The 12733-nt window shown below is 74.3% G+C and carries 12 protein-coding genes; 11 read left to right on the top strand and 1 reads right to left on the bottom strand.

Going from position 1 to position 12733, the window contains the following annotated elements; translation table 11 throughout:
- Positions 1–267: 267 nt before the first annotated feature.
- From V7E45_RS33480 to V7E45_RS33470, 3 genes are all read left to right on the top strand, one after another.
- Positions 268–792 (top strand): DUF2617 family protein, encoded by a 525-nt coding sequence (locus V7E45_RS33480; protein ID WP_333778009.1) that lies wholly within the window; start codon positions 268–270, stop codon positions 790–792.
- An 89-nt stretch (positions 793–881) separates the two neighbouring features.
- A complete protein-coding gene (locus V7E45_RS33475; RefSeq protein WP_333778008.1) occupies positions 882–2519 on the top strand; it encodes a polyamine aminopropyltransferase in 1638 nt (545 codons plus the stop codon).
- A 41-nt stretch (positions 2520–2560) separates the two neighbouring features.
- Entirely contained in the window at positions 2561–3547 is a 987-nt protein-coding gene (locus tag V7E45_RS33470) for an SRPBCC family protein (RefSeq protein ID WP_333778007.1), read from the top strand.
- A gap of 279 nt (positions 3548–3826) precedes the next feature.
- Here V7E45_RS33470 and V7E45_RS33465 read toward each other — a convergent pair whose 3' ends face one another.
- The gene (locus V7E45_RS33465) at positions 3827–4258 is read right to left on the bottom strand and encodes a YciI family protein (RefSeq protein WP_333778006.1); all 432 of its coding nucleotides are present in this window, start codon (positions 4256–4258) and stop codon (positions 3827–3829) included.
- A 63-nt stretch (positions 4259–4321) separates the two neighbouring features.
- Between V7E45_RS33465 and V7E45_RS33460 the strand changes: the two genes are divergently transcribed.
- The 8 genes from V7E45_RS33460 (at position 4322) to V7E45_RS33425 (ending at position 12229) form a co-directional block, all read left to right on the top strand.
- Complete coding sequence (locus V7E45_RS33460; RefSeq protein ID WP_333778005.1) at positions 4322–5110, top strand: aldose epimerase family protein; 789 nt, start codon at positions 4322–4324, stop codon at positions 5108–5110.
- 10 nt (positions 5111–5120) lie between these two features.
- Positions 5121–5693 (top strand): orotate phosphoribosyltransferase, encoded by a 573-nt coding sequence (pyrE, locus tag V7E45_RS33455; protein WP_333778004.1) that lies wholly within the window; start codon positions 5121–5123, stop codon positions 5691–5693.
- 145 nt (positions 5694–5838) lie between these two features.
- Positions 5839–6861 carry a class II fructose-bisphosphate aldolase gene (gene fbaA / locus V7E45_RS33450; RefSeq protein ID WP_333778003.1) on the top strand — a complete coding sequence of 341 codons (1023 nt, stop codon included), beginning with the start codon at positions 5839–5841 and terminating at the stop codon, positions 6859–6861.
- Between the two features lie 69 nt (positions 6862–6930).
- A complete protein-coding gene (locus V7E45_RS33445) occupies positions 6931–8397 on the top strand; it encodes an MFS transporter (protein WP_333778002.1) in 1467 nt (488 codons plus the stop codon).
- A 137-nt stretch (positions 8398–8534) separates the two neighbouring features.
- On the top strand, positions 8535–8948 hold the full coding sequence (locus V7E45_RS33440; protein WP_333778001.1) for a DUF3151 domain-containing protein: 414 nt from the start codon (positions 8535–8537) through the stop codon (positions 8946–8948).
- Positions 8949–9099: 151 nt separating this feature from the next.
- Entirely contained in the window at positions 9100–9948 is an 849-nt protein-coding gene (locus V7E45_RS33435) for a tryptophan 2,3-dioxygenase family protein (protein ID WP_333778000.1), read from the top strand.
- On the top strand, positions 9941–11125 hold the full coding sequence (gene kynU / locus V7E45_RS33430) for a kynureninase (protein WP_333777999.1): 1185 nt from the start codon (positions 9941–9943) through the stop codon (positions 11123–11125). Before V7E45_RS33435 ends, kynU begins: the two co-directional genes overlap by 8 nt.
- A 201-nt stretch (positions 11126–11326) precedes the next feature.
- Positions 11327–12229, top strand: coding sequence for an alpha/beta hydrolase (locus V7E45_RS33425; RefSeq protein ID WP_333777998.1), 903 nt, complete (start codon positions 11327–11329; stop codon positions 12227–12229).
- Positions 12230–12733 lie beyond the last annotated feature (504 nt).

The following is a 12733-nucleotide window of genomic DNA, read 5'->3' as shown; positions in this document are numbered from 1 at the left end:
GTGCGGCGGCGGCCACTGAGGGGGCGCCGGGGGGACGGTCGGCACGGCGTAGTTGAACAGTTGAGCTGTGGGGCCCTCTAGGGGATGGAAACCCTACGAAGTTGGGTAAAAGCGCTGTGGTGACGCCTCTGTTCATGATTCCCTCTAAATCACCTACGCAGCCCATCGGACGTCCCGCAGACACCCCTCCCCGGCCGGGCCGGCTGGGCTGACCGGGCTGACATGGCCGATCTCCCCCTCCTCTTTGCGTGTTAGCGGAGCCGATCCATGCTCACGACCCTGAACACCTCCTACACCGACACCCGCGCTGCCGACCTCGCCTGGGCCCTCGGGCGCGAGCCGCTGCCCGCTCTGGCCACCCTCGACCTGGAACTGAGCGGGGCGAAGCTGCAGTTGAGGCTGCTCGGCGCGTCCCACCAGGTACTGCTCCAGGAGGAGCGGGGCGACTGTTCGGAGACGGTCGCCTGCATCCCCGGCTCCAGCACCCCGCTGCCGCTGGGAGTCGCCAAGCGGGTCGGGGACTGGGAGTACGAGTTCGCCGCGCGCGTCGAGGTGCTCACGCCGGGCTCGTTCGCGGGCAGGGCCCAGGAGTTGCTCGCCCTCGTCTCCGATCACCCGCACGGTCTCGCCGGTGTCTTCCCCGGCAGCCCGCACGCCTTCACCGCCATGCTGGCCCAGCGGCACGAGGGCCAGGTGCACTGGCGCACCTGGCACGCCTACCCGCAGGACGGGCAGCTGGTGGCGACCCGGACCCGGGTCGGGGCGCGCGTGCCCCGGACGTCGTCACGTTAGGACGACATAAACCACCCGTACGCCGACTGCCGCCAGCTCCACACGTGTGGGTGACGAAGCGTACCCGCGATGTGACGTAACGTCGCAGAGTGATCGAACCGCACGCCCCCGCGCGCCCGGCCGCCCCGCCCTGGCCGGGGCCCGCACGGCTGCCCGTCCGGCCCGGCACCGGGCGGTTCCTGGTCCTCGCGTGCGTCTTCGTCTGCGCGGCCTGCGGACTCGTGTACGAACTCGAACTCGTCGCGTTCGCCTCGTACCTGATCGGCGACTCGGTCACCCAGGCCTCCGTCGTGCTGTCCGTGATGGTCTTCGCGATGGGCATCGGCTCGCTGGCCGCCAAACGGCTGCGCTGGCACGCGGCCGCCGGCTTCGGGGCGATCGAGATCGTCCTCGCGCTCGTCGGCGGGTGCAGCGCGATGGCGCTGTACGCCGTCTTCGCCTGGACCGGCGGCTGGGGCGGGGTCTGGGCCGACGGGCCGCGCTGCCTGCTGGTCGCCTTCTCGCTCGCCATCGGCCTGCTCGTCGGTGCCGAGGTCCCGCTGCTGATGGAGCTGATCCAGCGGATCCGCCGGCAGGACGCGGGCGGAGCGGTGGCCGACCTGTTCGCGGCGGACTACGTCGGCGCCCTCGTCGGCGGTCTCGCCTTCCCCTTCCTGCTCCTGCCGTTCCTGGGCCAGCTCACCGGCGCGCTGCTCACCGGCTCGGTCAACGTCGTCGCCGGCGGCGCCCTGGTCCTCGGCCTGTTCCGTGGCGACCTGACCCGGCGTGCCCGCTGGACCCTGCTCCTGGTCGGCCTCACCGTCCTCGGCGTCCTCGCCACCGCCGCCGCCCTCGCCGACGAGTTCGAGCGGGCCGCCCGCCACGCGGTGTACGGCAAGGACGTCAGGGTCGCCGTGCAGACCGGCGTCCAGGAGGTCGTCCTCGCCGGCGGCACCCGCGGCCGCCCCCTCGACCTCTTCCTCGACGGCCGGCTGCGGGTGGGCGGCCGCGACGAACGCCGCTACCACGAGGCGCTGGTCCAGCCGGCGATGGCCGGGCCGCACGCGCGCGTGCTGGTCCTCGGCGGCGGTGACGGCCTGGCCGCCCGCGAGGTGCTGCGGCACCCCGGCGTGCGCCGTGTCGACGTCGTCGAACTCGACGCCGGCCTGATCGGCCTGGCCCGCACCGACCCCGGCCTGTCCGCCCTCAACGGCCACGCCTACGACGACCCCCGCGTCCACGTCACCACCGCCGACGCGCTCACCTGGCTGCGCGCGGCGCCGCCGGCCCTGTACGACGTCGTGATCGAGGACCTGCCCGACCCCGGCATCACGGCCAGCACCAAGCTGTACTCGCAGGAGTTCTACGGCCTGGCCCGCCGCGTCCTCGCCGCCGACGGCCGCCTGGTGGTGCACGCCGGGCCCGTCGCCACCCGGCCCCGCGCCTTCTGGACGGTGGCCTCGACCCTGCGCGCGTCCGGCTTCGGGCGCTCCCCCTACCGCGTGCTCGGGCGCGACTCCGGCTTCCCGGCCGGTCCCGACCGCTCGGCCGGTACACCCCGGGCCCCGCACGACTGGGGCTTCCTGCTGGCCGCCCCGGGCGGTCCGGCACCGCCGTTGCGCCTGGACCCGCGGGGGCCCCGGCCGGCCACCCTGACCTCGCGCGAGCTGGCCGCCGACGCGCTGGCGGCACGGCTCACGCGGATCGGCGGGCTGCCGGCGTCGACGCTGGTGCATCCGCGGTACTGAAGGGGGTACGTTCCGGTCACTCCTGGGTAGGCTCAGCCGACATGGAGCACCAGGTCTTCGTCCCGGTTCCGGCCGACCGGCTCAGAGAAGCCCTCGCCGACCCCGCCCGGGTGGCCCGTGCGGTCCCCGGGCTCCAGCAGGACGCCGGGGCCGAACCCGTCGCCGGGCGGCTGAAGTTGCGCGTCGGCGGCCACTCCGTCACCTACCGCGGAGCTGTCCGGCTCACGCCGCGCGAGGACGGCACGTACGCCGTCGACGGTGAGGCCACCGAGGCCCGCGGCACCGGCACGGTCAAACTCGCCCTCACCCTGAGCCTCGCGGAGGGCGGCGGCGGGGAGGCCGGGGCGGGCACCACCGTCACGGTCGAGGGCACGGCGGACGCGGACGGACGCGTCGCCGAACTGCCCGCGGAGGCGGTGCACTCGGCGGTCACCCGCCTGCTGAGCCGCTTCCTGGAGAACCTGCCCGCCCACCGGCCCGACGAGGACCGCCCCGAAAGCCAGGCGGCCCAGGACCGTCAGGCCGACCCGGAGAGCCAGGCAGGCCAGGACCGTCAGGCGCGCCCGGCGGACGCGGAGCCCGCAGCCGCGGAGGGGCGTACCGCCAACACCGGCGACACCGCCGAGCCCGGCGCCGAGCCGCAGATCCTCTCCGAGCCCGACTCCGACTCCGAGCCCGGGCCCGACACCGACTCCGAGCCCGAGGGCGCGTCCGGGCGGGACTCCGTCTTCGACACCGACGTGCCCCCGCCCTCCCTCGACCCCGAGGCGGACCCGGACACCGACCGCCGGTCCGCCTTCGACGCCACGGGCGAGCCGCCCGCCGAGGCCGCTCACGCGCGCCGCACGATGATCGGCCGCAGCGCGGAGGAGGTCGACCACGCGCCGCCGCGCGGCCGCTACGCCCCGGTGCCGGCCCCGCAGACCGTCGCCGGGAAGGCGGCCCTGCGCTGGGCGGCGCCGGCCGCCGCGCTTGCCGTCGCCTCGGCCATCGTGGTGGGCCGCGCCCTGCGCCGCCGCCGTCCCTAGCGCCCGCGCCGCGCCCTGCGCCGCCGCCGTCCCTAGCGCCCGCGCCGTGCCCTGCGCCGCCGCTGTCCTACCGCGCCACGCCCCGCGCCGGCGCCGCCGCCGTCCCTAAGGCCCCTCGTCCGGACCGGACCCCAGCCCCCGGGCCCGCGGCCCGCCACCGCTGTGCAGTGCGATGACGCCGTCCCTAGCGCCCCCCAAGGCGCCCTGCGCAGCCGCCGTCCCTAGCGGCCGCGCCGTGCCCTGTGCCGCCGCCGTAGGCCCCTCGCCCGGACCGGACCCCTAGGCCCCGGCCCGCGGCCCGCCCGGTCCGTCCGGGCCGTCCGGCCCGTCCGGCTCGTCCTCGGGCGGTTCGCCCATGCCGAACCAGTCGTGGACCGGCCGTACCTCGACCGCCACGACGTGGAAGTCCAGGACCCGTTCGGCGATGGCATGCGCCCGCTCCGGGCTCGCGCACTCGATCACGTAGTAGGCCGTGAGCTGGTGGGGCGCGTCCGTGAGCGGCCCGTCCGTCGCGGTGTGCGGCCCCCGCGCGTGCCACCGGAGGGTGGTGGTGTCCGCCGGGAGGACGAGCCCGGCTCCGTTCAACATCTCGCCGGTGTCGGCCAGGTCCCGGTGGAGCGCTTCGTGCCTGCGGAACACCTCGGCGCGCTGCTCGGCGGTCATCGCCGCGGTCGCCGCCGGATCCGCGTACATCAGCACCATGTACTTCATGACGCGATCCTGGCACCGCCCGGCCGGCGGACGCCCTCTTGATCGCCCCAGTAGGGTCGTCACGTGAGTAACGAAGACATCACGCTGACCGCGGGCGACGCGGAAGTGAGCGTGCGGCCCGGCAACGGCGGCCGTATCGGTGGGCTCCGGATCGGCGGCGTGGAGCTGCTGCGGCAGGGCGGGCGCTACGGCTGCTTCCCGATGGTGCCCTGGTGCGGCCGGATCCGGGAGGGCCGCTTCATGGACGGTGCCACCGTGCGCCAGATGCCCCTCAACTCCCCGCCGCACGCCATCCACGGCACCGCGCGCGACGGCGACTGGCACACCGCCCGCACCTCGGCCGACGAGGCCGTCATCACCCACGACCTGACCGAACCCTGGCCGCACCGAGGCCGGGTCACGCACGTCGTCGCGCTGGCCGAGGACAGCCTGACGCTGAGCATGTCCGTGGAGGCGTACGACGACTCCTTCCCGGCGCAGATCGGCTGGCACCCGTGGTTCAACCGCAGCCTCGGCGGCGAGGACGTGCGGCTCGACTTCAAGCCCGCGTGGCAGGAGGAGCGGGGCGCCGACCACCTGCCCACCGGCAACCGGCTCGACCCACGGCCCGGCCCCTGGGACGACTGCTTCGGCATGCCGGGCGGTGTCGACGTCACCCTCACCTGGCCCGGGCAGCTCGAACTGCGGGTCACCAGCCGGGAGGAGTGGGTGGTCGTCTACGACGAGCAGGCCGAGGCCGTCTGCGTGGAGCCGCAGACCGGACCGCCCAATGGGCTGAACTCCCTCCCGCGCCTGGTCACACCGCTGGAGCCGCTGGAGGCGACGACCACCTGGAGCTGGCGGCGCCTCTAAGCTGGGCGGCATGACGGATGTCGACGAAGCAATGCCGCCAGGCACACGCGCTGAGCTGCTGCGGCAGATCAAGGACAAGGCCGTGGTGCACGGCAAGGTGACCCTCTCCTCGGGCCTGGAGGCCGACTACTACGTCGACCTGCGCCGCATCACCCTCGACGGCGAGGCCGCCCCGCTGGTCGGCCAGGTGCTGCTGGACCTCACCGCGGACCTCGAGTTCGACGCGGTGGGCGGGCTGACCATGGGCGCCGACCCGGTCGCGGCCGCCATGCTGCACGCGGCCGCCGCGCGCGGGAGGAGGCTGGACGCCTTCGTCGTCCGCAAGGCCGCGAAGGCGCACGGTCTGCAGCGACGGGTGGAGGGTCCCGAGATCGCCGGCCGGCGCGTGCTGGTGGTGGAGGACACCTCCACAACCGGCGGCTCGCCGCTCACCGCCGTCGAGGCCGTGCGGGAGGCCGGCGCCGAGGTCGTCGCCGTCGCGACCATCGTGGACCGCGCGACCGGCGCCGCCGAGAAGATCGAGGCCGGCGCGGGCGTTCCGTACCGTTTCGCCTTCTCGAAGGATGAACTGGGTCTGGACTGACGCGCCGGATTGACCTGGACTTGACCGGCGCATGGACCAGCGGTCCATGTCTGGAAAGATGGGGACGACGATGACGTCACCCCCTAGGTCTAGGTCAGGGCCGTAGTACGCAGATCGCCAACCCGCACACTCAAGGAGCGGACAGATGCCCATCGCAACCCCCGAGGTCTACAACGAGATGCTCGACCGGGCGAAGGCAGGCAAGTTCGCCTACCCGGCCATCAACGTCACCTCGAGCCAGACCCTGAACGCGGCGCTGCGCGGCTTCGCGGAGGCGGAGAGCGACGGCATCGTCCAGATCTCCACGGGTGGCGCCGAGTTCCTCGGCGGCCAGTACAACAAGGACATGGTGACCGGCGCGGTCGCGCTCGCCGAGTTCGCGCACATCGTCGCCGAGAAGTACCCGGTCAACATCGCGCTGCACACCGACCACTGCCCGAAGGACAAGCTCGACGGGTATGTGCGTCCGCTGCTCGCGATCTCCGAGGAGCGCGTGAAGGCCGGCCGCAACCCGCTGTTCCAGTCGCACATGTGGGACGGCTCCGCCGAGACCCTCGCCGACAACCTGGCCATCGCGCAGGAGCTGCTGGAGACGGCCCGCCGGGCGAACATCATCCTCGAGGTGGAGATCACCCCGACCGGTGGTGAGGAGGACGGCGTCTCCCACGAGATCAACGACTCGCTGTACACCACGGTCGAGGACGCGATCCGCACCGCCGAGGCCCTCGGCCTGGGTGAGAAGGGCCGCTACCTGCTCGCCGCCTCGTTCGGCAACGTGCACGGCGTGTACAAGCCGGGCAACGTCGTGCTCCGCCCCGAGCTGCTGAAGGAGCTGGCCGACGGCGTGTCCGCCAAGTTCGGCAAGCAGTCCCCGTTCGACTTCGTCTTCCACGGCGGCTCCGGCTCCACCGAGCAGGAGATCCTGACGGCGCTGGAGAACGGCGTCGTCAAGATGAACATCGACACGGACACGCAGTACGCCTTCACCCGTCCGGTCGCCGACCACATGTTCCGGAACTACGACGGCGTCCTGAAGGTCGACGGCGAGGTCGGCGACAAGAAGACCTACGACCCGCGCACCTGGGGCAAGCTGGCCGAGGCGTCGATGGCCGCGCGTGTCGTCGAGGCCACGCGCAACCTGCGCTCGGCGGGCAACAAGATCAAGTAGCCCGTGGTCGTACCTCGCGGTGAGCCCGTCGCCTGACCGAGGCGGCGGGCTCGCTGTATACCTGGACCCATGCCCGACGTCCGGCTGGCCTCGCACCGCGGCAGGTGGGTCCTGCTCACCACGGTCCTCGGCTCCAGCATGGCCATGCTGGACTCGACCGTCGTCAACGTGGCGCTGCCGACCATCGGCCGCGACCTCGGCGCGAGCCTGGGCGCGCTGCAGTGGACGGTCAACGCGTACATGGTCACGCTGGCCGGCCTGATCCTGCTGGGCGGTTCGCTGGGTGACCGCTACGGCCGCCGGCGGATCTTCGTGCTGGGGGTCGTCTGGTTCGCGGCCGCCTCGCTGCTGTGCGGCCTGGCGCCCGGCCCCGGCGTCCTCATCGCCGCCCGCGCCCTCCAGGGCGTCGGCGGCGCCCTGCTCACCCCCGGTTCCCTGGCGCTGATCCAGGCGTCCTTCCATCCGGACGACCGCAGCCGGGCGGTCGGCCTGTGGTCCGGCTTCGGCGGCATAGGCGCGGCCGTCGGGCCCTTCCTGGGCGGCTGGCTGGTGGACGGCCCGGGCTGGCGCTGGGTGTTCCTGCTCAACGTGCCGCTGGCGCTGCTGTGCGTGCCGGTGGCCCTGCGCCACGTTCCGGAGTCCGACGCGGGCCGCACCGGTTCCCGGTTCGACGTGCTCGGCGCGGTCCTCGGCGCGCTGGCGCTGGCGCTGCTGACGTACGCCCTGATCGAGGCCGGGCAGACCGGCCGGAATGCCGTGGCGGTCGGGCTGAGCGCGGCGGGGGGTGTCGTGGCCGCCGTCGCCTTCGTCCAGGTCGAGCGGCACCGGGCCGACCCCATGCTGCCGCCGGACATCTTCGCCTCGCGCCAGTTCACGGCGGTCAACCTGGTGACGCTGTGCGTGTACGCGGCCTTCGGCGGCTTCTTCTTCCTCACCGCTCTCCAGCTCCAGGTGGTGGCGGGCTACTCGGCGCTGCAGGCCGGTACGGCGCTGCTCCCGACGACCGCCCTGATGCTGCTGTTCTCGGCCCGCTCGGGCGCGCTGGCCGACCGCACCGGTCCCCGGCTGCCGCTGACCGTCGGCCCGCTGCTGTGTGCGGCGGCGATGCTGCTGATGCTCCGGGTGGGGCCGGACGCGGACTACCTGCGGGACGTCCTTCCGGCGCTGCTGGTGATGGGGGCGGGCATGGTCGCCCTGGTGGCGCCGCTGACCGCCACGGTGCTCGCCTCCGTCGACACCTCGCGGGCGGGTCTTGCCAGCGGTATCAACAACGCGGCGGCGCGGGCGGCGGGGCTGATCGCGGTGGCGGCGCTGCCGCTGCTGACGGGGATGGGGCCGGAGGCGTATCGGGTGCCCGCGGCTTTCGACGCGGCGTTCGATCGTGCGATGCCCATCTGCTCCGCGGTTCTGGTGGTGGGGTCGGGGTTGGCGTTCGCGCTGGTGCGGCGGCCGGCGCCCGGGTGCCGTCGGCCCGAGTGCCGCAGGCACGGGAACGTGATGAGTCCTCCTCTGGAGGGGGAGCGGAGCGGGAGTTAGGGGGCGGGTCTTCGTCGCCGGGTGCGGGTGCGTGGGGGCCGGTCGCGCAGTTCCCCGCGCCCCTTTCGGTGCGGACGCTTGCGGTCTGGTGACCCTGGGCGCGGGTGTCCCCGCTACCGGTGCGGGAGACTGGGGGCATGACGATTCACGAGAACCTTCTCGGCGGGCCGCCTCCGACCCACCTTCCCGACGACCCGGAGCCCCGCGAGCTGCTCGCGCAGGGCACCGCACCCGCGGATGTCGCCGCCAAGTACCCGACCTCCTCCCTCGCCTGGGCCCAGCTGGCCGACGAGGCGTTCGAGCGGGGCTCGGTCGTGGAGTCGTACGCCTATGCCCGCACCGGCTACCACCGCGGCCTGGACGCCCTGCGCCGCAGCGGCTGGAAGGGCCACGGCCCGGTCCCCTGGGAGCACGAGCCCAACCGCGGCTTCCTGCGCGCCCTGCACGCCCTCGCCCGCGCCGCGCAGTCGATCGGCGAGCAGGAGGAGTACGAGCGCTGCTCGCAGTTCCTGAAGGACTCCTCCCCGGCGGCGGCCCAGACCCTGGGCTGACCGGTACGGGAGGGACCGGTGTGGCCCGTCTGGCAGCAGACGGGCCTTGCCGTATCCGGGGGGATTGCGGAGGATTCCGCTTGGGGACCGGGGCCCCCGTGCCGGCATCGGCAGGGGCGGACCGCTACCCGGAGTAACACAGGAGACAGCGATGTCCCAACCGGCTCACCTCCCTCACGAGGCCGCTGAGCCCGAGACCCCGCATCTCGACTTCGCAGGCACCACGCCGTACGAGGACTACGTCAAGGCGGACGTGCTCACCCACCTCCAGCACACCCTCTCCGACGACCCCGGAGAGATGGTCTTCCTGGTCACGACCCAGGTCATGGAGCTGTGGTTCACCGTCGTCGTGCACGAGTGGGAGACCGCCGCGAAGGCGCTCCGCTCGGACGACGTGCCGACCGCCGTCGCCGCGCTGAAGCGTTCCGTACGTGAACTGGAGGCGCTGAACGCCTCCTGGAAGCCACTCGGTCAGCTCACCCCCGCACAGTTCAACGCGTACCGCGGCGCCCTCGGCGAGGGCTCCGGTTTCCAGTCGGCGATGTACCGCCGGATGGAGTTCCTGCTCGGTGAGAAGTCCGCCTCCATGCTCGTCCCGCACCGCGGCGCCCCCCGTGTGTACGCGGAGCTGGAGAAGGCCCTGCACGAGCCGAGCCTGTACGACGAGGTCGTACGGCTCCTCGCGCGGCGCGGCCACGCGATCCCGGACTCCGTGCTGAACCGGGACGTGGCCCTGCGCCACGAGCCCTCGGACGCCGTGGAGGCGGCCTGGCAGGCGGTCTACTCCGGCGACCAGTACGCCGACCTGGCCCGGCTGGGCGAGGCGCTGACCGACGTGGCCGAGCTGGTGTGGCGCTGGCGCAACGACCACCTGGTGGCCACCCGCCGGGCGATGGGCGCCAAGACCGGCACCGGCGGCTCGGCCGGCGTGGCCTGGCTGGAGAAGCGCGCCCGCAAGAACGTCTTCCCCGAGCTGTGGACGGCGAGGTCCTATGTCTGAGCTGGTCTCGCGCGCGCAGGAGCTGGACGCGGCCGACGAACTGGCCCCGCTGCGTTCCCGCTTCGTCCTGGACGACGTGGTCTACCTGGACGGGAACTCCCTCGGCGCGCTGCCCGCGCACGTGCCGGGCCGGGTCGAGGACGTCGTCCGCAGGCAGTGGGGCGAGCTGCGCATCCGGTCCTGGGAGGAGAGCGGCTGGTGGACGGCGCCCGAGCGGATCGGTGACCGCATCGCCCCGCTGGTCGGCGCGGCCGCGGGCCAGATCGTGGTGGGCGACTCGACCAGCGTCAACGTCTTCAAGGCGCTGGTCGCCGCGATCCGCATGGCCGGCGCGGACCGTGACGAGGTCCTGGTCGACGCGACGACGTTCCCCACGGACGGCTACATCGCCGAGTCGGCGGCCCGGCTGACCGGCCGCACCCTGCGCGCGGTGACACCCGCCGAGCTGCCGTCGGCGCTGTCCGGCCGTACGGCGGCGGTCCTGCTGAACCACGTCGACTACCGCACCGGCCGCCTGCACGACCTGCCCGCCCTGACGGCCGCGGTCCACGCCTGCGGCGCGCTCGCGGTCTGGGACCTGTGCCACAGCGCGGGCGCGCTGCCGGTGGGGCTGGACGAGCACGGGGTCGACCTGGCGGTCGGCTGCACCTACAAGTACCTGAACGGCGGCCCGGGTTCGCCGGCGTACCTGTACGTGCGCGCGGAACTCCAGGACCGTTTCGACTCACCCCTGCCCGGCTGGAACTCGCACGCCGAGCCCTTCGGGATGAGCCCGTCGTACGCCCCGGCGCCCGGTGCGCCGCGCGGCCGGGTCGGCACCCCGGACATCCTGTCCATGCTGGCCCTGGAGGCGGCCCTCGAGGTCTGGGACGGCGTACCGGTCGCCGCGGTCCGGGCGAAGTCGCTGGCGCTGACGGACTTCTTCCTGGAGTGCGTCGAGGCGTACACGGAGCCGGGCCGGGTCGAGTGCGTGACCCCGCGGCCGCACGGGGAGCGGGGCAGCCAGATCGCCCTGCGCTGCCCCGACGCGGGCGAGGTGATGAAGCGTCTGATCGACCGCGGGGTGGTGGGCGACTTCCGCCACCCGGACGTCCTGCGCTTCGGTTTCACCCCGCTGTACGTCGGCTTCGCCGACACGGAGCGGGCGGCCCGGGTGCTGGGCGAGGTGCTCGGCTAGGACGTGACAGGCCCTGCCGCGGCCGGACCGGAGGGGGCGGGGTGCTACCGCGTCCCGCCCCCCTCGGGCGTCCCTGCGCACGTCACGGGCCTGATACCGTCCCGGCCAACGGCCGACGACGTATGCCCGCCCGGTCCGCCTGATCCGCCCCCGGTGCCGAGAGCCCGGGAGGCACTCCCTTCGCCGCTGAGAGGTTGGAGCATGCCGGACGACGCCGCCGCTGCCCGCGCCGCCGCCGAGGAGGAGTCGGCCTTCGCGCACCCGCCGGTCGATCCCGACGTCACCGCCGCCTACGGCGACCACCCCGACCAGGTGATCGACTTCTACGTCCCGCGCACCGACACCCCGGTCGTCCCGCTGGTCGTCGTCCTGCACGGCGGCGCGTGGCGGGCCCCCTACGACCGCCGCCACATCACCCCCTTCGCCGACTTCCTGGCCCGGCGGGGCTTCGCCGTGGCCAACGTCGAGTACCGCAGGGGCGGCGAGCCGCAGATCCCCGCGCAGAACACCGGCTCCGAGGGCGGCGCCGCCCCGGCCCCCCTGGCCGGCCGCTGGCCCGACACCTTCGACGACGTGGCGGCGGCCCTGGACGCGCTGCCCGCGCTGGCCCGCGAACTGCTCCCGCGAGCCGACCTGCGCCGCACGGTCCTCACCGGCCACTCGGCGGGCGGCCACCTCGCCCTGTGGGCCGCGGCCCGCCATGTCCTGCCCGCCGGGGCCCCCTGGCGCCTGGACGGCCCGGCGCCGCTGCGCGGCGTGGTCGCGCTCGCGCCGATCGCGGACCTCGCGGCGGCGGAGAAGCTGGACGTCTGCGGGAACGCCTCCCTCCAACTCCTCGGCGGCCAGGATCGGTTCGCCGAGCGGCGGCCGTACGCCGACCCCGCGCTCCTGCTGCCGACGGGGATCGCGACGACCCTGGTCCAGGGGCGCGCCGACCTGGACGTGCCGCAGGCGGTGGCCGAGGCCTACGCGGACGCGGCGGCGAAGGCCGGCGAGGTGGTGGGCCTGACGCTGCTGGAGGACGTCGGGCACTTCCCGCTGATCGACCCGGCGGCGGACGCGTGCGCGGTGGTGGCCGAGGAGATCGCCCAACTCGCGTGGTGACACCGGCCGGTGCCGCGCCCGGCCCGCGTTCGGCCCGCGCCCGGCCCGCGTTCGGCCCGCGTCCGGCCCGCGTTCGGCCCGCGTCCGGCCCGCGCCCGGCCCGCGCCCGGCCCGTGTTCGGCCCGCGCCCGGCCCGCGCCCGGCCCGTGTTCGGCCCGCGCCCGGCCGTGTCCGGTCCCCTCGGGGGTGGCCCCGGTCATACCCGTAGTACCTGAGAGCTACGCCGGCGGACAGCTCTCCGGTGGGACGCCGACGACGGCCCCGGTTCCCTAACTTCCCTGTCAGACAAGCCCGATGGCCGGGCGGACGGGGGAAGACCACCATGGGGCGGGCACCGACGACGAAGACCGGGCGGACGACCGCGCCCCGGGCCGCGCGCACCGCGCGCCGGGCCCTGCTGCCGGCTCTCCTCACCGCCGCCCTCGTCGTGCCGCTCGCGGGCGCCGCCCGCCCCACGATCCCCGGGGGGGGGGGGGCGGGGGGGGGGGGGGGGGGGGGGGGGGG

Source organism: Streptomyces sp. IBSBF 3136 (genome assembly GCF_036815105.1).
Lineage (GTDB): Bacteria > Actinomycetota > Actinomycetes > Streptomycetales > Streptomycetaceae > Streptomyces.
The sequence above is the reverse complement of the archived record's forward strand: the minus strand, read 5'-3'. Positions and strand labels throughout refer to the sequence as shown.

Bases quoted from the DNA above. Each gene is read 5' to 3' on its own strand.
- V7E45_RS33470 (WP_333778007.1), top strand. From the start codon at position 2,561: ATGGAGCACCAGGTCTTCGTCCCGGTTCCGGCCGACCGGCTCAGAGAA.
- V7E45_RS33480 (WP_333778009.1), top strand. From the start codon at position 268: ATGCTCACGACCCTGAACACCTCCTACACCGACACCCGCGCTGCCGAC.
- V7E45_RS33425 (WP_333777998.1), top strand. From the start codon at position 11,327: ATGCCGGACGACGCCGCCGCTGCCCGCGCCGCCGCCGAGGAGGAGTCG.
- pyrE (WP_333778004.1), top strand. From the start codon at position 5,121: ATGACGGATGTCGACGAAGCAATGCCGCCAGGCACACGCGCTGAGCTG.
- V7E45_RS33435 (WP_333778000.1), top strand. From the start codon at position 9,100: ATGTCCCAACCGGCTCACCTCCCTCACGAGGCCGCTGAGCCCGAGACC.
- V7E45_RS33440 (WP_333778001.1), top strand. From the start codon at position 8,535: ATGACGATTCACGAGAACCTTCTCGGCGGGCCGCCTCCGACCCACCTT.
- V7E45_RS33445 (WP_333778002.1), top strand. From the start codon at position 6,931: ATGCCCGACGTCCGGCTGGCCTCGCACCGCGGCAGGTGGGTCCTGCTC.
- fbaA (WP_333778003.1), top strand. From the start codon at position 5,839: ATGCCCATCGCAACCCCCGAGGTCTACAACGAGATGCTCGACCGGGCG.
- kynU (WP_333777999.1), top strand. From the start codon at position 9,941: ATGTCTGAGCTGGTCTCGCGCGCGCAGGAGCTGGACGCGGCCGACGAA.
- V7E45_RS33465 (WP_333778006.1), bottom strand. From the start codon at position 4,258: ATGAAGTACATGGTGCTGATGTACGCGGATCCGGCGGCGACCGCGGCG.